Source organism: Brachybacterium sp. AOP25-B2-12, from assembly GCF_052378625.1.
GTDB lineage: Bacteria > Actinomycetota > Actinomycetes > Actinomycetales > Dermabacteraceae > Brachybacterium.
Genome location: NZ_JBQSXW010000010.1, coordinates 88,454 through 108,544, shown reverse-complemented (window position 1 = coordinate 108,544; position 20,091 = coordinate 88,454). Strand labels below are relative to the sequence as shown.

The following is a 20,091-nucleotide window of genomic DNA, read 5'->3' as shown; positions in this document are numbered from 1 at the left end:
CGAACCGAGCAGAGCCACGCCAAGCCGACTCGAACCGATCCGATCCGATCAGAACCGGGCCGGGCCGGGCCGATCCGCGACGAGCCGGCCCCGGCTCGCACCGGGGCCGGCTCGGCCGCCGACTCATCGCAGCTGGGCCCGCTTCAGCAGCAGCAGCCACAGCCCCGCGGCGATCACGCCGATCCCCGCGAGGACGCCCATCCAGGGCACCCACCCCATGAGCAGGACGTCGAGCAGGGTGGCGGTGACCCCGTCGACCAGGATGCCCGCGGCCAGGAGTCCCACGACCACGAGGGCCAGGATCACCGCGCCGGTCCACAGGAAGGCCTGGCCCCAGCGGAGGAAGGCCGCCGTGATCGCCGCCCCCAGGAAGAGGGAGACGATGATGACGAGGAAGGTCTGGACGAACGTCTGCCAGACCGCGCCGGTCCCGGTGTAGAAGACGTCGAAGAACCGCACGGAGAGGCCGAAGCCGCCCGTGGCCACCTCGATCGCCTTGCCGATGGTCACGACGACGGCGTAGCCGACGGCGTTGGCGAGGAACATGAGGGTCACGCCGCTCGCGAACTCCCGACGGGTGATCCCGAGCCCGAGGGCCAGCGGGAAGTACTGGCCCATCGAGGTGAAGCCGAAGCCGATGAGCGGACCGAGCAGGGCGAAGATCGCCCCGTTCCAGGCCATGCCCTCGGTCATCCCGGCCCGTGCGGCGCCGCCCTGCGAGCCGACGAGGGCGCCGATGATCAGCACGACCACGAGGGCCAGCAGCATGATGATGAACGGCCAGCCGAAGGCCTGCATGGGGTTGACGGTGTGCATCCGGATGACGGATCTGGTGCGCATGACGGGGTCCTCTCAGGCGTGGGTGGACGTGGTGGAGGTGATGGATCCCCCGGAGGGGGTGCCGACCGTCGTCGTGCCCCGGCCGTCGGACGAGCCCGGGTCCGTCCCCTCGGACGTGGTGCGGTCGACGATGAGGTCCTGCAGCGAGACGGGGCTGACCTCGAGCCCGGCGGCGCGGGCGGCGTCGGCGGCGCCTCCCGTCGCGCTGACGGAGGCGGTGGCCAGCGCCCCGACCTCACGGACCCGCAGCACCTCGCGGCCTGAGACGAACTCCCGCACGGCGCTCGCACGTCCGGCGACCTCGATCGCGGACTGCTGGAGGTCCTCGACCTCGCCCTCGATGAGCACGCGGCCCTGGTCGAGCACGACGACGTGCTGCAGGAGGTTGGCGACCTCGTCGATGTGGTGGGTCGACAGGATCACGGTGCGGGGGTGCTCGGCGTAGTCGGCGAGCAGCCGGTCGAAGAACAGGCGTCGGGCCACGGCGTCGAGGCCCAGGTAGGGCTCGTCGAAGAACGTCACCGGTGCCCGCGAGGCGAGTCCGAGGACGATGCCGACCGCCGAGAGCTGCCCGCGGGACAGCTTGGACAGCGCCCGCTTCTCGGGGAGGCGGAACTCCCCGACGAGCTCCCGGGCCAGCGTCTGGTCCCATGCGGGGTACAGGCCCTCGGCGATCCGGAGGATGTCGGTGGGGCGGAACCCGTCGGGGTACTTCTGGCTCTCCTGGATGAAGCAGGTGCGCGAGAGCACCTCGGGGTTCTCCAGCGGCGCGGCGCCGAGCATCCGCATCGAGCCGGCGGTCGCGAAGATCTGCCCGGTCAGCAGCTTCATGAGGGTGGTCTTGCCGGCGCCGTTGCGGCCCAGCAGGCCGTGCACCTGGCCCTCGGCGAGGGAGATGTCCACGCCGTCGATCGCGACGGCGTCGGCGTAGGCCTTGGTCAGGCCGGTGGTCTCGATGACGTTCATGAGGGGGACTCCTCGGTGATCATGCGGGCGAGCTCGGCGGGCCCGATGCCCAGGTGCTCGGCCTCGCGGAGAAGGGGTGCGAGGTACTGCTCGGTGAAGGCCTCGCGCCGGCGGCGGAGGAGGGTGTCGGTGGCCCCGGGGGCCACGAACATGCCGATCCCGCGTCGCTTGACGAGGACCCCCGCATCGACGAGCAGGTTCAGGCCCTTGCCGGCGGTCGCGGGGTTGATGCGGAGGAAGGTGGAGAGCTCCGTGGTCGAGGGGACCGGGGAGTCCTCGGGATAGGTGCCGTCGAGGATCCCGTCCTCGAGCTGCTCCGCGACGGCGATGAACAGCGGCTTCGACGTGTCGAGCATTCCGCCTCCTCATTCCGGGTCCGGCCCATCGGTCCAGTGGTTCATTACTTGACTAATGAACCATGGAACCGATCGGACGTCAAGAGGGGACGGAGGCCTGCGGCGGAGATGGGCCGTGCGCCGTCTCTGCGAGGGGGGGCTCGCGACGGGCTCCCCGGATGCGCAGAGGGCGGCATCGCGCATGCGATGCCGCCCTCCAGGCGTCCTGGCCGATGTGGGAACACAGGTGCCCGGCCAGAGTGTGGGCGCCCGGACGATCGGAGCTCGGGAGCTCGCGCCCGACGCCACGCCGCCGTTCAGCGACCCCGCCGCCACGCCCCCACGATCGCCTTGTCCACCTCGACCACCGCCAGCACGAGCACCCCGGCGGCCAGCGGCAGCACCCAGCCCATCCACCCGACGGGCGCCGAGGCGAAGGCGACCTGCATCGGCGGCAGGTACACGAAGGCCAGCTGCAGCAGCAGCATCACGCCGATGCACAGCCACGAGATCGGGTTGGTCGTCAGCAGCTCCGCTCGCAGGCTGGTGCCGGACGTGAACCGCGAGGCGAGGAGGTACAGGATCTGCGCGACGACGAGGGTGTTGACGGCGACGGTCCGCGCCACCTCGAGACCCGCCCCCGTCGACGCGGTGAGCGAGAACGCGCCGATGGTCACGGCACCCAGCAGCAGCGACACGTAGGCGATCCGCACGAGCCCGGCACGCGAGAGGATCCCCTCCCTCGGCGAGCGTGGGGGCCTGCGCATGACGTCGGGCTCGGGCGGCTCGAAGGCGAGCGCGAGTCCCAGGGTGACCGCCGTGATGGTGTTGACCCACAGCACCTGCACGGGCGTCAGCGGCAACGTCCACCCCGCGACGACGGCCGCGAGGATCACGAGGCCCTGCGCGCCGTTGGTGGGCAGGATGAAGACGATCGCCTTGCGCAGGTTGTCGTAGATGGTGCGGCCGCGCCGCACGGCGTCGGCGATGGTCGCGAAGTCGTCGTCGGCGAGCACGACGTCGGCGGCGTCCTTGGTGGCCTCGGTGCCCTTGATGCCCATGGCCACGCCCACGTCCGCGCGCTTGAGGGCCGGGGCGTCGTTGACGCCGTCCCCGGTCATCGAGACGACCTCGCCGTCCTCCTGCAGGGCCCTGACCAGCCGCAGCTTGTGCTCGGGGCTCGTGCGGGCGAACACCGAGGTGGTGGCGGCGAGGCGTCGCAGCTCGGCGTCGTCGGCCTCCTCGAGCTGGGTGCCGGAGACGACCGCGCCGTCGTCGGAGATCCCCATCTCGCGGGCGATCGCGCTCGCGGTCACGGCGTGGTCGCCGGTGATCATGACGACGCGGATCCCCGCCCCGTGGCAGGCCTCGATCGCGGCGACGGCCTCCGCGCGGGGCGGGTCGATGATCCCGTAGAGCCCCAGCAGCACGAAGCCCCCGGCGTCGACGTCGGCCGTCGTGACCTCGGCGGTCCCGGGGTCCGCGCGGCGCACGGCGGCGGCGAGGACCCGCAGGCCCTGGCCGCCCAGCTCGTCGATGGTCCGCTCCCAGCGGTCGCGGTCCAGGGCCTCGGTCGCGTCCGGGCCGTGGCCCTGACGGTCGCAGCGATCCAGCAATCGGTCGGGGGCGCCCTTGAGGTCGATCACCCGGCCGTCCGCGGTGTCGTCGAGGGTCGCCATGTACTTCACGGCGGAGTCGAAGGGCAGCTCCGCGCGGCGCGCCGCCTCGTCGGCCCGGGCCCCCGACTTCAGCGCGAAGGTGCGCAGGCCGCCGTCGGTGGGCTCGCCGGCGAGCTGCCAGTGCCCGTCGCGACGGGAGACGGTCGAGTCGTTGGTCAGCGCCGCGACCTGCGCGATCGCGGCGAGGTCAGGAGCATCGGCCAGGTCGACGGGGGTGCCGTCGGCCAGGATCTCCCCCTCGGGGGCGTAGCCCGTGCCGGTGACCTCGTACCGCTCGCGAGGTGTCACGACGGTCCGCACGGTCATCTCGTTGCGGGTGAGGGTGCCGGTCTTGTCGGAGCAGATCACGGTGACCGAGCCGAGGGTCTCGACCGAGGTCATGCGCCGGGTGATGGAGTTGCGGCGTGCCATCTGCTGCACGCCGAGCGCCAGGGTGATCGTCAGGACCGCCGGCAGCCCCTCGGGGATCGCCGCGACCGCGAAGCCGATGGCGGCGAGCGCGAGCTCGCCCAGCGGCTGGTCGTGGAGGACCGCGCCGAGCACGAGCATGCCTGCGGCCATCGCGAGCACGATGATCGCCAGCGTCCTGCCGAAGGCGCCCATCTGCCGGGTCAGCGGGGTCTCGATCGAGGCGACGTCGTCGAGCATCCGCGTGATGCGCCCGATCTCGGTGGCGGCGCCGGTCGCGACCACCACACCGCGCGCGGAGCCGCCCACGACCGTGGTCCCGGAGAAGGCGAGGTCGGTGCGGTCGCCGATCCCGGCATCGCGCGGGACGGGCGCCGGGTCCTTGTCCGCCGGCACCGACTCCCCCGTCAGCGCCGACTCCTCGATGCGCAGCCCGCTGGTGGCCAGCAGCCGCACGTCGGCGGGCACCTTGTCGCCCGCACCCAGGCGCACGACATCCCCGGGCACGAGCTGCTCGGCGGGCAGGCGGGTCCATGCATCATCTCGACGGACCTGCGCGTCCAGGGACAGCATCGAGCGGATCGAGGCGAGCGCATCGGCGGCCCTGCCCTCCTGGACGAAGCCGATCATGGCGTTGACGAGCACGACCGCGAGGATCACGCCCATGTCGAGGTACTCGCCGAGCACGGCCGTGAGCACGACCGCGCCCAGCAGGACGTAGACGGTGGGGTCGCGGAACTGGCGGACGAAGCGCCGCAGGGCGCTCTCCTGCTCGCCGCGGGGCAGGGCGTTGGGACCCCAGACCTCCGCACGACGGGTCGCCTCGGCGTCGTCGAGGCCTGCCTCGGATGCGTCGAGCGCCGACAGGACCTCCTCGGCGGGCAGGGCGTGCGGGGCCACGACGGCGGGGAGCCGATGGTCGGGACCCGGCGCGGTGTCGCGCGGAGCGGCGAGGCCCGACGCGGTGCTACACGGAGCGGCGGGACCTGGCGCGGCGAGCCCTGAGGAGACGCCGTCCCCCGTCCGGGCGCTGTCGTCGTCGGGGTCGCGGCGGTCTGCTCGGTGGGTCGTCATGGCCTCTGCTGTCGATGGGGTCCGCTGGTCCCACCAGGGTCTCGTGCGATCTGCGCCCCGGGACGGCCCTTCGTCCCGATCACGCGCCGCACCCCGGCCCGGATCCCGCATCGCGCCCTCGGATGTCACCCCCGCCGGTCCCCCGCGGCGCTCCGCACGAGGCGTCGGCCACATCCGACCCCGGGACGTTGGTCCTGCGGACCTCAACGGATGCAACATGTATACATGTCGTCTGCATCCTCGGCCGTGTCGGCCCCCGACCGCGTCTACCAGCACCTGAAGAGCCGGATCCTCTCCGGCGACCTGTCCGGAGGCGAGATGACCTCCGAGGGCGAGGTCGCCGCCGAGCTCGGCGTGAGCCGCACCCCCGTCCGTGAGGCGCTGATGCGCCTGCAGGCCGAGTCGCTCGTGCGCGTCTACCCCAAGCGCGGCGTGCTCATCTCCCCCATCGCCCCCGGCGAGGCCGACGACGTCTTCGACGCGCGCCTGCTCGTCGAGACCCACGCCGCCCGGCACGTCGCGGCCCTGCCGCCGGGGCGTCGGGCCGCCGCGGTCGCGCCGCTGCGGGAGCTGCTCGACGCGCAGGACGCGGCGGTGGCCCAGGGCGACCTCGAGGAGTACACGCGCCTGGACGCGGACTTCCACCTGGCCGTCATCACCGCCGGCGGCAACCAGATCCTGGCCTCCTTCGCCCACAGCCTCCGCGAGCACCAGCAGCGCCTCGTCGCCGGCGGCCTGCGGCGTGACGCCCAGCGGGCGGCCGGGTTCGCCGCCGGGCACCGCGCCCTCCTCGCCCACCTCGAGGCGGGCGATGCCGACGGCTACGTGCGCACCCTCGAGGCCCATCTCGAGTCCGCACGGGAGGTGCTGGCATGAGCACCCCCGGTCAGGCCACCACCGCCACGACGGACGCTGCCCCGACGACCGTGTCGGCCGCGCCGGCTCCGGCCCCCACGGCCGGCGACGCGACGCCTTCGCCCGCGAGGCCCACCGCGCGCCACCACGCCCATGCGGCCATCGGACCGCGCTCGTGGATCCCCGTGGCCGCCTCGATCCTGGCGATCGCCTGGGGCGGCAACGAGTTCACCCCGCTGCTCGTGCTCTACCGCGACGTCGGCCACTTCGCCCCCGTCGTCGTCGACGGCCTTCTCGCCGCCTACGTGCTGGGCATCGTCCCGGCGCTGCTGCTCGGCGGCCCGCTCTCGGACATCTTCGGCCGCCGCCCGATGCTGCTGCCCGCCGCGCCGCTGTCCTTCATCGGCTCCGCGCTGCTGGCCGTCGGCGCCGACTCCCCCGCCGTGATCGCCGTGGGCCGCGTGTTCTGCGGTCTCGCGCTCGGGCTCGTGATGGCCATCGGCACCGCCTGGATCAAGGAGCTGTCCGATCGCGCCGGGGCCGGCCCCGCCGCCGGTGCGCGCCGCGCATCGCTGGCCCTGACCGGCGGGTTCCTGCTCGGTGCGGGCGTCGCGGCGGCACTGGCCCAGTGGGCCCCGTTCCCCGCCCGCAGCACCTACGTGCTGCACATGTTCCTCACGCTGGTCACCGGCATCTGGCTGACCACGGCCCCCGAGACCCGTCCGCGGCCCACGACACGACCCACCGCGCGCCAGCTGCTGGGCCGCCTCAAGGTGCCGGGCGCCGCGCACCTGCGGTTCCTGCGCGTGGTCATGCCCGTGGCCCCGTGGGTGTTCGGCGCGGCCGGCACCGCGTACGCGATCCTCCCGGCACTGCTGACCACCCGCGCCGGGCAGTACCCCATCGCCTTCTCGGGCCTGATGACCGTCGTGACCCTCGGTTTCGGCGTGGGCATCCAGTCGAGCGGCAAGCGGATCGACACCCGCCGCAGCGCCCGCGCCTCGGCGCTCGCGATCGGGATCATCGCCGTGGGCGTGACCCTCGCGGCCCTCGCGGCCTGGCAGGTGAGCCTCGTGCTCGGCTTCGTCGCCGCGGCGGTGCTCGGGTGCGGCTACGGCCTGGCGCTCGTGGCCGGGCTCAGCGAGGTCCAGCGGATCGCCGGTCCCGACGACCTCGCGGGCCTCACCGCCGCCTACTACTCGGTGGCCTACCTGGGCTTCTTCATCCCGATGATCCTCGCGGCGCTGTCCAGCGTCGTCAGCTACCCCGTCATGTTCACCGTGGGTGCGGTCATCGCGATCCTCACCCTCATCGAGGTCGTCACCGCCTGGCAGGCGCACCTGCCCGGCGCCAGCCAGGAGGGCATCGCCCCGCGTCGTCCGCGGGCGTGATCCCGCGGCATGCCCGTCCCGCTTAGGCTGGGCGGGCATCCCCGCGTCGACCCGACGTCCCCGATCCCCGTCCCACCCGAGGAGTTCCATGTCCACGATCGCCGTCCCGGCCCGCCGACCCGTCCTGGCCGACGCCCTCGCGCCGCACCGCACGCTGGTCAAGGACATCGGCCTGATCCTCGCCGGCGTCGTGGTCGTCGCGGCGCTCGCGCAGCTGACGATCCCGCTGCCGCTCGTGCCGATCACCGGCCAGACGCTCGCCGTGATCCTCGTGGGCGCCTCCCTCGGGTCGCGCCGCGGCGCGCTGTCGCTGCTGACCTACATGGCCGTCGGCCTCGCCGGCGCCCCCGTGTTCGCCGAGTTCACCGGCGGCCCCGCCTCCGTGCTCTCGCCGAGCTTCGGCTTCATCCTGGGCTTCATCCCCGCCGCCTTCGTCGCCGGCTGGTTCGCCGAGCGCGCCTGGGACCGCAAGCCGCTCCTGGCGTTGGCCGGGTTCGTGGCCGCGAGCGTGGTCCCGTTCCTGCTGGGCGTGCCCTACCTCGCGATCATCCTCAACGTGGTCGGCGGCCTGGGCCTGGGCGTCTCCGACGTGCTCGCCGCCGGCCTGTGGCCCTTCATCCCCGGCGGCCTGGTCAAGGCCGCGATCGCCGCGGTGCTGATCCCCGTCGCCTGGAAGGGCGTGCACGCCCTCGACGAGCGCCGCTGACCCCAGCGCCGCACGCAGGCCCGCCCTCCCGACCGGAGCGTGAGCTCCCGGGACCCAGCACCTGCGCGTCCGACACCCGCGAGGCCCCGACCGCTGCAGCGGTCGGGGCCTCGCGCACATCCATCGGATCGGCTCGGCTCAGTCGTCGCCGACCGTCACCCGCACGGGGATGTTGCCCCGCGTGGCGTTGGAGTACGGGCACACCTGGTGGGCGGCCTCGGCGAGCTCCTGCGCCGTCTTCGCGTCGAGCTCGGGGATCACCACCTCGAGGTCCACGGCGAGCGAGAATCCGCCCTCGCCGTTCTCCGAGATGCCCACCCGGGCACCCACGGTCGATCCGTCGATCGCCACCTTCTTCTGCCGGGCGACGGCCTGCAGCGCGCTGTGGAAGCACGCCGCATAGCCCGCGGCGAACAGCTGCTCGGGATTGTTGCCCCGCCCCGAACCTCCCATGGAGGTGGGGATCGCGAGGTCCAGCTCGAGCCCGCCGTCCGGGACGGAGACATGGCCGTTGCGGCCCTCTCCCGTGGACAGCGCCTCGGTCTCGTACAGAGCGTTCATGACGACTCCTCCTCGAAAGGTCGTGGCCCCTCGCCTCCGGCGAGAGGGCCAGGTCGCCGTCGACGCGTGCCGACGGCCGCGGACGTCTCGTCGGCACGCCGACGGGGGTCCTGCCCGCTCAGCACAGCAGGCGCGCCGCCTTCTTGTCCAGGGCGGCGACGGCGAGGGCGCGTGCGTACCCGGAGTGGTCCAGCAGGTGCAGGCGCCCCTCCTCCTCGCGCTTGTCGCCGTCGTACAGGTCCGTGCCGGGATCCCGGCGGGACCAGAGCCGGTCGGCATAGGCCTGGGCGATGGCGCGCCCGGGGATCCGGTCCCCCACGACGGCCTGGGCCTGAACCAGGTTGGCCATCAGGATCGCCGCGAACTGGATCGGCTCGCGGTCCAGGTCGCCGCCGTCCTCGAAGGGCTGATAGCGGCGCACGATCGCATCGGACAGCGCGATCGCCCGATCCCGGTGCTCGCGGCGCCCGGTGATCTCGAACAGCAGCGCCTCGGTGCCCAGCGGCACCCCCTGGTTGTAGCTCCAGGTGGTCTCGTCGAAGGTGCCGCGCGGGGAGATGTTGTCCCAGAACAGCCCGTCGCCGTCGAGCAGCGTGTCGCGGGTCCAGGCGACCCAGCGCTGGGCGTCGCGCAGCAGCGTCGGGTCCCCCGTCAGGACGTGCAGGCGCAGCGCCAGCTTGGCCGACGGGATCGTCGAGACCGTGTTGCGGCCGGACTCCTCGCCCGCCTGGGTCCAGAAGATGCCGCCCGGGTGCGGCAGGCTCGGATCCGTCGACTCCCCCGAGCGCAGCAGCTCCAGGACCGCGCGCGCCCTGCCCAGGTCGCCGCGTCGGCCCCCCGTCAGCAGGTGCTCCTCGACCTCCTGGAGGCCCACCCACGCGTTGTCGTCGTAGTACATGTCGCCGTGCGCGCCCTGCTCCCTGTCGCAGGCGGCGGTGTACCCGGGCACGCCGGTGGTCCCGCCCGGCGGGTACCAGTAGGCCTCCTGCGCACGGGTGAGCCGGTCGACCGTGCCCCGGACGTCCGAGGGCACGCGATCGAAGGCGTACGACAGCGTGCAGGCGGCGGCCCGGGCCTGCGACAGCGGCCAGCAGTACGCGAAGTCAGGGTCCCCGTCGTGGCGCGGGATGACCTCGGCGAGCATGTCGCTCGGGGCGGGCTCGGCGAAGTGCAGCTGCAGGGCTGCGAGCGCCCGCCGGGCCCTGCGACGCCACTGGTCGCGGCCGATCCGGGCCGAGGGGCGACCGGTGCCCGCCGGCGCGGCCCCCGCGGCCCGGGCCTCACCGGGCCCGGTGGCGTCGGGGGTCGGCCCGTCGGCGAACGCGGTCGTCGAGGCCAACGGCAGGGCCGCGCCCGCGCACGCAGCCAATCCCAGCAGGGCACGGCGGGCAGGGCGGGACGGCCGCGGCGCTGCGTCGCGCGAGGCGGGGCGGGGGACGGGTCGGTCGGTGGTGGTCACGGTGATCTCCTCATCGAGCTCGTGTGCGTTCCGTCCCTCACGCTAGGGGGGTTCGCCGCCCGTGTCCGCTCCTCGCGCGGATCGGTCCGAGATCCCCGGAAGCTCCGTCCTGGGCGATCGGAGCGGTACGCCCCGATCGCGGGGACCGGGTGCCGAGACGGGCCCGGGTGCCGTCGGCGTCCGACCAGAACCCGCCATCGCGTGACGCCGCTCACAGTGATGGCCACCACCGCCGCCCGATCGGACGGAGCGACAGCCCACCCTCCGCCACCCGGCATCGCCGCAGGTCCGCCGCGGTTCCGATGCCCGTATCGCACGGTCATGGCCGATGTGAGCCGATTTTCAGAACGGTCACGAAGGGATAACAGAGGACGGACGTCGCGAATCGGACTTGCCCCGTTCACCCGTCTCGCGCACGCTTGCGGCACCCACCCATCTTGCGGGACGGACCTCGGTCCGGATCGGGCACCGTGGCCTCGCGGTCGTGCATCAGCACGACCGCACGAGGCCCGATCCCCCGCCGGCCCAGGAGTCCACATGGCCCGATCCCTGCACGACCTCGCCTCCGTCGACCGCTTCACCCCGATCAGCCGCCGCGAGGCCGCCCGGGTGCAGTACTCGCCGGTGATGATCCTGCTGACCATCGTCGCGACCGCGGGCTGCCTCGGCTACGGGTTCTTCCTCCTCCAGCACTCGCACCGCGGGGACTTCCTGCCCTGGGCACTCGTCATCGCCTCCGAGGCGATCCTCGTCTTCCACGCGCTCATCGCGATGTGGACGGTCCTGGCCGGCACCCGCGACGTGCGCGACCACGAGTACTGGCGGGCCCGGGACGAGCTCTACCCGATCGCCCGGATCTCCTCCCTGGGCCTGCAGGGCGCACCGACCCGGTGGCCCCTGCAGATCGACGGACGCTCGATCGACGTGGACATCCTCATCACCGTGTACGGCGAGCCCCTCGAGGTGATCCGCCGGACCGCGCTCGCGGCACTCGCGGTGCGCGGCCGCCACGAGGTGTGGATCCTCGACGACGGCCACAGCGACGAGGTCCGCGACTTCGCGGCCGCGTCCGGATGCCGGTACGTGCGGCGTCGCACCAGCAACGGCGCCAAGGCCGGCAACGTGAACTACGCGCTGACGCTGGCCAAGAGCGAGTTCTTCGTGATCCTCGACGCGGACTTCGTGCCGCTCCCCGGCCTGCTCGAGGAGACGCTGCCGTTCTTCGCCAACGACACGGTCGCGTTCGTGCAGACCCCGCAGACCTACGGGAACCTGCACAACTTCATCTCCCGGGGCGCCGGGTACATGCAGGCGATGTTCTACCGGTTCATCCAGCCGGGCCGGAACCCCTTCAACGCCGCGTTCTGCGTGGGCACCAACGTCGTGTTCCGCCGCAAGGCCATCGACGACGTCGGCGGCATGGTCACCGACTCCAAGTCCGAGGACGTGTGGACGTCGCTGAAGCTCCACGAGCGCGGCTGGCGCTCGGTGTTCCTGGCGACCACCCTCGCGATCGGGGACGCGCCGGACACGATCGTCGCGTACTCCAAGCAGCAGCTGCGCTGGGCCACGGGCGGCTTCGAGATCCTCTTCCAGGCCAACCCCCTGGGCCTCCGCCGGCGTCTGAACCTCGACCAGCGCCTCATGTACTTCATCACCGCCACCCACTACTTCACGGGCATCGTCCCCGGCCTGCTGCTGCTGGTGCCCGCCCTCGAGATCTTCTTCGACCTCCGCCCGGTGTCGATGGACGTCGGCTGGGAGACGTGGGTGCTCTTCTACGGCGGCTTCTACGTGCTGCAGATCGTGCTGGCCTTCTTCACCCTCGGATCCTTCCGATGGGAGGTCCTGATGCTCGCGGCCTGCTCGTTCCCCATCTACGCCAAGGCGCTCCTCAACGTCGTCATGGGCCGCGACCAGGCCTGGTCGGTCACGGGCGCGACCAAGCGCGTCTCGCCGTTCACGGTGATGGGCCCGCAGGTCTGCGTCCTGGTCTTCCTGCTGTGCACCACCGCGGTGGGCGTCTGGCGGGACTCGATGCTGGGCCAGATCTCGATCGCGACGGTGTGGTGCGGCCTGAACTCCGCGATCCTCCTGACCTTCGTGGTCGTCGCCCTCGGCGAGATCCGCGCGAGCAGCTCCGGCCGTCTGGCCGTGCGCGGCGATCTCGCCAAGGCCGCCGCCACCACCGCCGCGCTCGCCGCGCCCGGTCCCCTGTCCACCCCGGCGGACGCGGTCGCAGCCCGTCTCTCGGGGCAGCGCATGCGCGGCGCCCGGCGCCGCATCGTCACCTGATCCCCACCACCCGAGGAACCCGTCATGACCTGGATAGGCCGTCTCAGACTCCTGCTCTCCGTCGTCCTCGTGCTGGTGCTGGCCGGGGCCCTGTGCCTCGTGTTCAACCAGCGCCAGCGCCAGGCGCTCTCCGTGAGCGCCGCGATCGAACAGCCCCACTACGAGGTCGCCGCGGTGGCACCCGGCGTCGTGATAGACATCCAGGTGTCCCTCGGGGACGAGGTCGCGGCCGGGGAGGTGCTGTTCACCATGTCGAGCGTCGAGCTGCAGCAGGACGCCGTCCACGGGCTCTCCGCGAGCTCGAACGAGGCGATGGACATCGATCCCGCCTCCGGCACCATCGTCTACCGCGCGACCGCGGACGGCCGGGTCACCGAGCTCACCGCGACCCCCGGCAACTACCTGGGCGCCGGCAACCCCGTGGCGACCATCGTCCAGTCCACGCCCCGCACCGTCGAGGCGCAGTTCCGCCTCACCCCGCGGGACTACGGCCGGCTCGAGGAGGGCGCCCGCGCCACGATCCTGCTGCCGGACGACCGCTCCATCGAGGGGACGGTCGAATCCGCCTCCGTGGTCACCGAGGACGGGCAGGCGATCACCCGCGCGCTCGTCACCAGCCCCGAGCTCGACGGCGACGACCTCTCGCTCATCGCGACCGACGGCGCCCCGGTGTCCGTGACCGTCGAGCTCACCGACGACGGGATCCTCGCCGGTCCGACCGACGCCCTGATGGACTTCCTGCGCACGGTGGGACTGCGATGAGGCCCGCGCGCAGGACACTGCTGGCCGCGCTCCCCGCCGGGGCGATCGCCCTCGGCGCGAGCGGATGCACGCTCTTCGGCGGCGGGGATCCGTCCGGCGGGGGCACGGCCAGCGCCACCCCCGCCCCTCCCGGCACCTCCGGGGTCCCGGCGTTCACGGCCCATGCCGTCGAGGCATCGATGTCCGCCCTGCCACCGCTGAAGGCGGTCAAGGACCTCAGGGCGGAGCGCCTGGGCGAGGGCCTGGTGCCGCCGACCAACCGCTGGTTCTCGGGACTCGTCTTCGGGGACGCGCCGCTGGCCGTCTATCCCCTGCCGCTGTCCTTCGCACTCGTCGACGACGGCTTCACGGTGGGTCTGCCCACGGTGACCACCACCGCCAAGACCATCATGGGCACCCACGCCCCGGAGGTCACGGTCACGCTGGCCGGCGCCGCATCGGCCGTCGTCTCGGCCTACGACGAGGCGTCCGTGACGATCCTGGAGAAGGACTCCTCCGGGACGGAGCTGGCCCACCTGACGATCGCCGAGGGGTGGCCAGGGGTGGGCATCCAGGCCCTCACGGACGTGTCCCTCACGCTCAGCGCACCCACGACGGGCAGCGATGCGGCGGTGCTGCGGGTGGGCGAGAAGACGTATGCGCTGGTCACCGACGGCGGCACGATCGACGGCGCCACCTGCACCCTGCCCCGGGGCTCCACCGCGACTTTCCTCGCGGTGCCCCCGGACGGTCGCGCCGCGGACCTCGTGGACCTCGCGGCACCCGTCACCTCGACGGCGCTGGCCTACGAGGTCTCCGGCGGCGAGGCCCGCAGCACCCTGACCTACACCACCACGGCGGGAGAAGACTCCCTGATCGCCGCCATGCCCCACCACGCGGCGGACACCGAGGGGGACGACGTGCTGGGGACCTACCCCAGCGCCTACGGCACGCTCGTGCTGCGCCGCGGCACCGAGCTGACCTGGAGCGCCCCCGTCCAGCAGGTGCGACCCGACCTGGACCTCTCCGCCCTGACCGAGGAGCAGCGCGGGGAGCTCGCGACGCAGGTCGTGGCCGATGCCGCCGCCCTGCCGGACTACCCCGCGGACACCTACTTCGGCGGCAAGGCGCTGCACCGCGACGCCCAGCTCCTCGCGATCGCCCGGCAGGTCGGGGCGGACGAGGCCGCGACGTCGATCCGCGAGCGGGTGCTCACGCAGATCCGCATGTGGGCCGAGGTCGACGGCGGCACCCAGAGGGACGCCTTCTGCTTCACCTACGACGAGACCAACCACGGCGTCGTCGGCCTCACGCCGTCCTTCGGGTCCGACGAGTTCAACGACCACCACTTCCACTACGGGTACTTCCTGTACGCCGCGGGCACCCTCGCCGCGACGGACGCGGAGCTCGCCGAGGAGCTGGCCCCTGTCCTGGACGCGCTCGCCGCCGACATCGCGTGCGACGCGGCCACCGAGGCGGTGCCGGTCCGGCGCGTGTTCGACGCCTACGCCTCGCACTCGTGGGCCTCGGGGACGTCCCCGTTCGCCGACGGCAACAACCAGGAGTCGAGCTCGGAGGCGACCACCGCCTGGGCGGGGCTGCAGCTGTGGGCGCAGGCCCGCGGCAACGACCCCCTCGCGTCCCAGGCGGCCTGGCTGCTGGCCCACGAGTCGCTGGCGGCCCGCACCTACTGGACCGACTTCGACGCCTCGGATCCCGTCTACGAGGGCTTCGGGCACTCGGTGATCCCCCTGCAGTTCGGCGGCAAGCGCGACTACGCCACGTGGTTCTCCCCCGAGCCCGCCGCGGCCCTGGCGATCCTCGTGATCCCCATGTCCCCGAGCTCTGACCATCTGGGGGCCGACCCGGAGCGAGTCCGCAGGAACATCGCCGAGGGCACCGCGAACGGCGGCTTCGCGCAGCTGTACGGGGACTGGCTGCTCATGTACTCGGCGTTCGGCGGGGACGAGGCCAAGGCGTCCGCGCTCGAGGCGGCACGAACCATCGCCGACGACCACGTCGACGACGGGAACACCCGCAGCTACCTGCTGGCGTTCATCATGACCCGCTGACGGGACGGGGGCGGCGGGGTCGCGCGCGGTGCCGGGCTCGCGCACGGCGCCGGGCTCGCGCGCGGTGCCGGGGTCCCGGTCGACGGCCCTCTTCACGTCGCCGTCCGCGCCCGGCGGCCCGGGATCGGCGCCGCGTAGCCTGGGCCCATGCGCGCGCTGACCATCACCCCGGATCACCACCTGGCCCTCGCGGACGTCCCGGAGCCGGTGCCCGGGCCCGGCGAGGTGCTGGTCGACGTCGTCGCGGCCGGCGTCAACCGGGCCGACCTCGCGCAGGTCGCGGGGCACTACCCGCCCCCTCCCGGCGCCTCGGAGCTGCCGGGGCTCGAGGTCTCGGGGCGCCGCCGCGACACCGGCGAGGAGGTGCTCGCCCTGCTCACCGGCGGCGGGTACGCCGAGACGGTGGCCGTCCCGGAGGCGCAGCTGCTGCCCGTCCCGGCGGGCACGGACGTGCGTGATGCCGCGGGCATCCCGGAGGTCGCCGCGACCGTCGTCTCCAACCTGGTGATCGAGGCGGGGCTGCGCGCAGGCGAGACCCTGCTGGTCCACGGCGGCACCGGCGGGATCGGCAGCGTCGCCCTGCAGCTCGCCCACGCGCTGGGCGCCCGCGTGCTCACGACCGTCGGCTCCCCCGAGGCGGTCGCCGCGGCGCGGGACCTCGGTGCCGACGAGGCGTGGGACCGCCGCACCACCGACGTCCGCGAGGCGGTGCGCTCGGCAGGCGGTGCGGACGTGATCCTGGACGTCGTCGGCGGCCCGGCCCTGCGCGACAACGTCGCGATGCTCCGCGAGCACGGCCGGCTCGTGGTCATCGGCACGCTCGGCGGGGCGGTCGGGGAGCTCGACCTGGGCGCCCTGATGGGGCGCCGGGCCCGCGTGATCGGGACGACCCTGCGGTCCCGGGGCGTCGAGGACAAGGCCCGGATCCTCGCCCGCACCCGGGAGCTGGTCTGGCCGCTCCTGGCCGACGGCACCATCACCGTGCCCGTCCACGGGCACTACCCCCTCGAGCGGGCCGCCGAGGCGCACGGCGTGCTGCGCCGCGGCGGCCACATCGGCAAGGTGGTCCTGGACGTCGCGCCGTAGGGAGGGCATGCCGAGCGGCGGCCGCGGACCCGTCGGAGACGCCGAACGGGCATCCCGGACGTGTCAGAGATACGGGCGCGTGAGCAGCTCCAGGAAATGGCCCGAGGGGTCGAGCAGGTACACCCCGCGCGCCTCCCCCTCGACCTTGACCTCGCCGGGCCGCGAGCGCTGGGGATCGGCCCAGTGGTCGCGCGACGTGGCGGTGATTCGTGCGAGGGTCCGATCGAAGTGCTCGTCGTCGACCAGGTACGCGTAATGCTGCGGCGGGAAGTCCATCGGCGGCGACGCGAACTGCAGGAGGACCCCGTCCGCGAGCAGGACGTTGACGAACGGCCCCCAGGCGGGCGCCTCCTCGGCCTCGAGCAGGTCACGATGGAAGGCCGCCGAGGCGGCGGGGTCGGTCGCGGCGATGATGGTGTGGTTGAACCGTGCGGTCATGATGCTCCTCAGGATGTGCGGTGGGGGTCGTGGGGACTGCCACCGGCGAGGAGGGGCGCGGATCAGCCGTCGACCAGGTGGCCGTTCCGGGGACGGCCCGCGCGGGCCTGACTGGTCATCACGGGCACGAGGCTACCTCGTGGTCGCGGTCGGGTCCGCAGGCGGCCCCGACGTGTGCGGCTCGGGGGCGCGCAGACAGCGTCGTGCAGCTCAGGGCCGTGCGGCACTCCGTCGCCCCGAGCCCTCTGCTCCGGGCAGGGGCAGATCCCCCGGCACGACGAGGTCTGCGAGCACCCGCGAGGGGGCGATCCGAACGGCGTTCACCCCGTCGACGTCGCGTGCCCACGCGAGCGCGGCCTCCGGGGAGTGGCCGGTCCCCTCGTGACGCACGGTAAGTCGTTGCTCGCGCTCGGCGTCGGCGGCGTCGACCCACCAGACCTCGTCGAGCAGCGGACGGACGGCCGCCCATTCCCCGCTCTCGAGCAGGTAGTTCCCCTCGGTGACGACGAGGTGCACGGCGGGGCCCACGGGGATCGAGCCCGCGATCGGCTGCTCGACAGCCCGGTCGAACGCCGGGGCGTAGACCGTCCTCGGCCCCGTCTCCCGCAGACGCGCCAGCAGCGCGGCGTACCCCGCCACGTCGAAGGGGTCCGGGGCGCCCTTGCGGTCCCTGCGACCCAGGCGCTCGAGCTCCGCGTCGGCCAGATGGAAGCCGTCCATGGGCACCTGCCGCGCCCACCCGGGGCGCTCCGCGTCCAGCGCGGCGACCAGGGCCGCGGCCAGGGTCGACTTGCCCGCGCCGGGCGGTCCGGCGATACCCAGGAGGACACGTCGGCCGCTGGAGCCCGACACCTCGCCGGGCTCCGCTCGGTCCACCAGGCACCGTGCCCGCGCGACGAGCTCGTCGAAGCTCGTCTCCGCCGGGCGCCCGCTCACGGAAGGAGCGTCTCCAGGACCAGGCCAGCGCCGTCCTCGACCACGCCCGCGGTGCGCACGTCGGCCGCCTCGCCGACGCCCTCGGGGGCCTGGCCCATCGCCACGCCCACCCCGGCCCAGCGGAGCATCTCGGTGTCGTTGAAGCCGTCGCCCACGGCGACGGAATCGCTCTCAGGGATGCCGAGGCGCTCGCATACGCTCTGCAGACCCGTCGCCTTGGAGACGCCGGGGGCGGCCATGTCCAGCCACGCCGTCCAGCCGATCGCGTACTCGACGCCGTGGACGCCCGCCTCGGAGACGATCCGGCTGAACTCCTGCGGGGACAGGTCCGGGTCATGGACGACGACGCGCACGGCGTCGAGCTGCGCGAGGTCCTCGAAGGCCATGGGCGTGGCCCGGACGCCGAAGCTGTTGTCCTGGAAGTCGCCCGTGGAGTAGAAGGTGCCGTCGGGCATCTCGACGGCGTAGCTCGCGCGGGGCGCGGCCTCGCGCAGCGTCCGCAGGGCCTCCCCGGGACGGAACGAGCGGACCTCCGCGACGCGGAACCCGTCGGTCTCCCCGGGGTCGATCTCCAGGAGCACCGCGCCGTTGGAGCACACCGCGTGACCGCGCCGCACGCCCGCGGCGCGGACGATCGGCAGGGTCGCGCCGACGCTGCGGCCGGTCGCGATGACGACGTGGTGGGTGTCGGCGACCTTCTGGAGGGCGTCGTGGACGCGGGGGGTCATCGTCCCGTCGTGGTGGACGAGGGTGCCGTCGACGTCGAGCGCGACCACCAGCTCCCTCTCCGCGAGCGGCGCGAGGGCCGCCTCGACGCGCGCGCGGACGGCCGGGTCGTCGGCGGGGGTCTCGGGGGCGGACGGGGAGGCGGCGGTGTCGGCGGTGGTCACGCCCTCCAGGGTGCCCTGCGCGGATGACCGCCGGGTGAACGGCAGGCGCCAGCGCCGCTTCTCGCGCGGGCTCATCGGCCGAGGGGCTCGAGGACCTCACGGCCCCCGAGGTACGGGCGCAGCCCCTCGGGCACGACGACGGAGCCGTCGGCCTGCTGGTGGTTCTCGAGGATCGCGACGATGAACCGCGTGGTGCCGAGCGTCCCGTTGAGGGTCGCGACCGGCCGCAGCGAGCCGTCGACCCGCTCGCGGATGTTCAGGCGGCGCGCCTGGAACTGCGTCGTGTTCGACGTCGAGGTGAGCTCGCGGTACGTGTTCTGCGAGGGGAACCATGCCTCGCAGTCGAACTTGCGGGCGGCGGAGGTGCCGAGGTCGCCGGCGGCGGTGTCGATGATGCGGTACGGCACGTCGATCGTCGCCATCATCTGGCGCTCCCAGTCCAGCAGGCGCTCGTGCTCGGCGTAGGAGTCCTCGATGCGGCAGTAGCTGAACATCTCGACCTTGTGGAACTGGTGCACGCGGATGATCCCGCGGGTGTCCTTGCCGTAGCTGCCGGCCTCGCGGCGGTAGCAGGCCGACCAGCCCGCGTAGCGGATCGGGCCGTCCGAGAGGTCGAGGATCTCGTCGCGGTGGTAGCTGGCCAGGGCCACCTCGCTGGTGCCCACGAGGTAGAGGTCGTCGCCCTTGTCGAGGTGGTACACCTCGTCGGCGTGCTCGCCCAGGTAGCCGGTGCCGTCCATCGACTCCGGGAGCACCAGGGTGGGGGTGATCATCGGGGTGAAGCCCGCGCGCGTGGCCTGGTCGATCGCGGCGTTGAGGATCGCGAGCTCGAGCTGGGCGCCCACGCCGGTCAGGAAGTAGAACCGGGCACCGGACACCTTCGCGCCGCGGGCCATGTCGATGGCGCGCAGGCCCTCGGCGAGCTCGAGGTGGTCCAGCACCGGGAAGTCGAAGGTCGGCACCTCGCCGACGGTCTCGCGGACCTCGTAGTCGGCCTCGAGGCCCTCGGGGGCGCCCTCGGCGACGTTCGGGATCACCCGCAGCGCGCTGTCGCGGGCCGTCTCGGCCTCCGCGGTCTCGGCCTCGAGCCGCTTGACGTCCTGGGCCAGCTGCTTGACCTCGGCGAGCAGCGTCTGCTTCTCCTGGCCCTGCGCGGCGGCGACGAGCTTGCCCTGCGCCTTCTGCTGCGCCCGGGCGGTCTCGTAGGCGGTGGTGGTCTCGCGCCAGTGCTGATCGGCGGAGAGCACTACGTCCACCGTCGCCGGGTCCCGACGGCGCGCCCGCTGGGCGTCTCGGACGACATCGGGGTTCTCGCGCAGCAGTCGCAGATCGATCATGTGCCCAGGGTACCGAGGATCC

The 20,091-nt window shown here is 73.2% G+C and carries 17 protein-coding genes; 7 read left to right on the top strand and 10 right to left on the bottom strand.

Annotated elements, in window-relative coordinates; translation table 11 throughout:
• Nucleotides 1–123 precede the first annotated feature (123 nt).
• From ACT3TZ_RS09225 to ACT3TZ_RS09210, 4 genes are all read right to left on the bottom strand, one after another.
• Nucleotides 124–840, bottom strand: a complete 717-nt coding sequence (locus ACT3TZ_RS09225; protein ID WP_444583115.1) for a hypothetical protein — start codon at nt 838–840, stop codon at nt 124–126.
• A gap of 12 nt (nt 841–852) precedes the next feature.
• Entirely contained in the window at nt 853–1,806 is a 954-nt protein-coding gene (locus ACT3TZ_RS09220; protein ID WP_444583114.1) for an ABC transporter ATP-binding protein, read from the bottom strand.
• Nucleotides 1,803–2,162, bottom strand: a complete 360-nt coding sequence (locus tag ACT3TZ_RS09215; protein ID WP_444583113.1) for a GntR family transcriptional regulator — start codon at nt 2,160–2,162, stop codon at nt 1,803–1,805. The genes ACT3TZ_RS09220 and ACT3TZ_RS09215 overlap by 4 nt, the downstream gene beginning before the upstream one ends.
• A 296-nt stretch (nt 2,163–2,458) precedes the next feature.
• The gene (locus ACT3TZ_RS09210; protein WP_444583112.1) at nt 2,459–5,302 is read right to left on the bottom strand and encodes an HAD-IC family P-type ATPase; all 2,844 of its coding nucleotides are present in this window, start codon (nt 5,300–5,302) and stop codon (nt 2,459–2,461) included.
• Nucleotides 5,303–5,527: 225 nt separating this feature from the next.
• Here ACT3TZ_RS09210 and ACT3TZ_RS09205 point away from each other — a divergent pair, with 225 nt between their 5' ends.
• The 3 genes from ACT3TZ_RS09205 (at nt 5,528) to ACT3TZ_RS09195 (ending at nt 8,254) form a co-directional block, all read left to right on the top strand.
• Entirely contained in the window at nt 5,528–6,178 is a 651-nt protein-coding gene (locus tag ACT3TZ_RS09205; protein WP_444583111.1) for a GntR family transcriptional regulator, read from the top strand.
• Nucleotides 6,175–7,548, top strand: coding sequence for an MFS transporter (locus ACT3TZ_RS09200; protein WP_444583110.1), 1,374 nt, complete (start codon nt 6,175–6,177; stop codon nt 7,546–7,548). Before ACT3TZ_RS09205 ends, ACT3TZ_RS09200 begins: the two co-directional genes overlap by 4 nt.
• A gap of 88 nt (nt 7,549–7,636) precedes the next feature.
• On the top strand, nt 7,637–8,254 hold the full coding sequence (locus tag ACT3TZ_RS09195) for a biotin transporter BioY (RefSeq protein WP_444583109.1): 618 nt from the start codon (nt 7,637–7,639) through the stop codon (nt 8,252–8,254).
• A gap of 138 nt (nt 8,255–8,392) precedes the next feature.
• On the opposite strand, the gene ACT3TZ_RS09190 is transcribed toward ACT3TZ_RS09195, so the two are convergent.
• Nucleotides 8,393–8,815, bottom strand: a complete 423-nt coding sequence (locus ACT3TZ_RS09190) for an organic hydroperoxide resistance protein (RefSeq protein ID WP_444583108.1) — start codon at nt 8,813–8,815, stop codon at nt 8,393–8,395.
• A gap of 118 nt (nt 8,816–8,933) precedes the next feature.
• Nucleotides 8,934–10,274, bottom strand: a complete 1,341-nt coding sequence (locus ACT3TZ_RS09185; protein WP_444583107.1) for a glycoside hydrolase family 76 protein — start codon at nt 10,272–10,274, stop codon at nt 8,934–8,936.
• Between the two features lie 537 nt (nt 10,275–10,811).
• Between ACT3TZ_RS09185 and ACT3TZ_RS09180 the strand changes: the two genes are divergently transcribed.
• The 4 genes from ACT3TZ_RS09180 (at nt 10,812) to ACT3TZ_RS09165 (ending at nt 16,468) form a co-directional block, all read left to right on the top strand.
• A complete protein-coding gene (locus tag ACT3TZ_RS09180) occupies nt 10,812–12,569 on the top strand; it encodes a glycosyltransferase family 2 protein (protein WP_444583106.1) in 1,758 nt (585 codons plus the stop codon).
• Nucleotides 12,570–12,593: 24 nt separating this feature from the next.
• Nucleotides 12,594–13,331, top strand: a complete 738-nt coding sequence (locus tag ACT3TZ_RS09175) for an HlyD family efflux transporter periplasmic adaptor subunit (protein WP_444583105.1) — start codon at nt 12,594–12,596, stop codon at nt 13,329–13,331.
• On the top strand, nt 13,328–15,382 hold the full coding sequence (locus ACT3TZ_RS09170) for a glycosyl hydrolase (RefSeq protein ID WP_444583104.1): 2,055 nt from the start codon (nt 13,328–13,330) through the stop codon (nt 15,380–15,382). Before ACT3TZ_RS09175 ends, ACT3TZ_RS09170 begins: the two co-directional genes overlap by 4 nt.
• A gap of 147 nt (nt 15,383–15,529) precedes the next feature.
• Entirely contained in the window at nt 15,530–16,468 is a 939-nt protein-coding gene (locus ACT3TZ_RS09165) for an NAD(P)H-quinone oxidoreductase (protein ID WP_444583103.1), read from the top strand.
• 63 nt (nt 16,469–16,531) lie between these two features.
• Here the strand turns inward: ACT3TZ_RS09165 and ACT3TZ_RS09160 are convergent, their stop codons facing one another.
• From ACT3TZ_RS09160 to serS, 4 genes are all read right to left on the bottom strand, one after another.
• Nucleotides 16,532–16,906 carry a VOC family protein gene (locus ACT3TZ_RS09160; protein WP_444583102.1) on the bottom strand — a complete coding sequence of 125 codons (375 nt, stop codon included), beginning with the start codon at nt 16,904–16,906 and terminating at the stop codon, nt 16,532–16,534.
• Between the two features lie 210 nt (nt 16,907–17,116).
• Nucleotides 17,117–17,842 carry a nucleoside/nucleotide kinase family protein gene (locus ACT3TZ_RS09155; protein WP_444583101.1) on the bottom strand — a complete coding sequence of 242 codons (726 nt, stop codon included), beginning with the start codon at nt 17,840–17,842 and terminating at the stop codon, nt 17,117–17,119.
• Nucleotides 17,839–18,807, bottom strand: a complete 969-nt coding sequence (locus ACT3TZ_RS09150) for an HAD family hydrolase (RefSeq protein WP_444583100.1) — start codon at nt 18,805–18,807, stop codon at nt 17,839–17,841. The genes ACT3TZ_RS09155 and ACT3TZ_RS09150 overlap by 4 nt, the downstream gene beginning before the upstream one ends.
• Nucleotides 18,804–20,069, bottom strand: a complete 1,266-nt coding sequence (serS, locus tag ACT3TZ_RS09145) for a serine--tRNA ligase (protein WP_444583099.1) — start codon at nt 20,067–20,069, stop codon at nt 18,804–18,806. Before serS ends, ACT3TZ_RS09150 begins: the two co-directional genes overlap by 4 nt.
• Between the last annotated feature and the right edge of the window lie 22 nt (nt 20,070–20,091).

Bases quoted from the DNA above. Each gene is read 5' to 3' on its own strand.
- ACT3TZ_RS09170 (WP_444583104.1), top strand. From the start codon at position 13,328: ATGAGGCCCGCGCGCAGGACACTGCTGGCCGCGCTCCCCGCCGGGGCG.
- serS (WP_444583099.1), bottom strand. From the start codon at position 20,069: ATGATCGATCTGCGACTGCTGCGCGAGAACCCCGATGTCGTCCGAGAC.
- ACT3TZ_RS09225 (WP_444583115.1), bottom strand. From the start codon at position 840: ATGCGCACCAGATCCGTCATCCGGATGCACACCGTCAACCCCATGCAG.
- ACT3TZ_RS09180 (WP_444583106.1), top strand. From the start codon at position 10,812: ATGGCCCGATCCCTGCACGACCTCGCCTCCGTCGACCGCTTCACCCCG.
- ACT3TZ_RS09210 (WP_444583112.1), bottom strand. From the start codon at position 5,302: ATGACGACCCACCGAGCAGACCGCCGCGACCCCGACGACGACAGCGCC.
- ACT3TZ_RS09215 (WP_444583113.1), bottom strand. From the start codon at position 2,162: ATGCTCGACACGTCGAAGCCGCTGTTCATCGCCGTCGCGGAGCAGCTC.
- ACT3TZ_RS09200 (WP_444583110.1), top strand. From the start codon at position 6,175: ATGAGCACCCCCGGTCAGGCCACCACCGCCACGACGGACGCTGCCCCG.
- ACT3TZ_RS09190 (WP_444583108.1), bottom strand. From the start codon at position 8,815: ATGAACGCTCTGTACGAGACCGAGGCGCTGTCCACGGGAGAGGGCCGC.
- ACT3TZ_RS09195 (WP_444583109.1), top strand. From the start codon at position 7,637: ATGTCCACGATCGCCGTCCCGGCCCGCCGACCCGTCCTGGCCGACGCC.
- ACT3TZ_RS09175 (WP_444583105.1), top strand. From the start codon at position 12,594: ATGACCTGGATAGGCCGTCTCAGACTCCTGCTCTCCGTCGTCCTCGTG.
- ACT3TZ_RS09205 (WP_444583111.1), top strand. From the start codon at position 5,528: ATGTCGTCTGCATCCTCGGCCGTGTCGGCCCCCGACCGCGTCTACCAG.
- ACT3TZ_RS09150 (WP_444583100.1), bottom strand. From the start codon at position 18,807: ATGAGCCCGCGCGAGAAGCGGCGCTGGCGCCTGCCGTTCACCCGGCGG.
- ACT3TZ_RS09165 (WP_444583103.1), top strand. From the start codon at position 15,530: ATGCGCGCGCTGACCATCACCCCGGATCACCACCTGGCCCTCGCGGAC.
- ACT3TZ_RS09160 (WP_444583102.1), bottom strand. From the start codon at position 16,906: ATGACCGCACGGTTCAACCACACCATCATCGCCGCGACCGACCCCGCC.
- ACT3TZ_RS09220 (WP_444583114.1), bottom strand. From the start codon at position 1,806: ATGAACGTCATCGAGACCACCGGCCTGACCAAGGCCTACGCCGACGCC.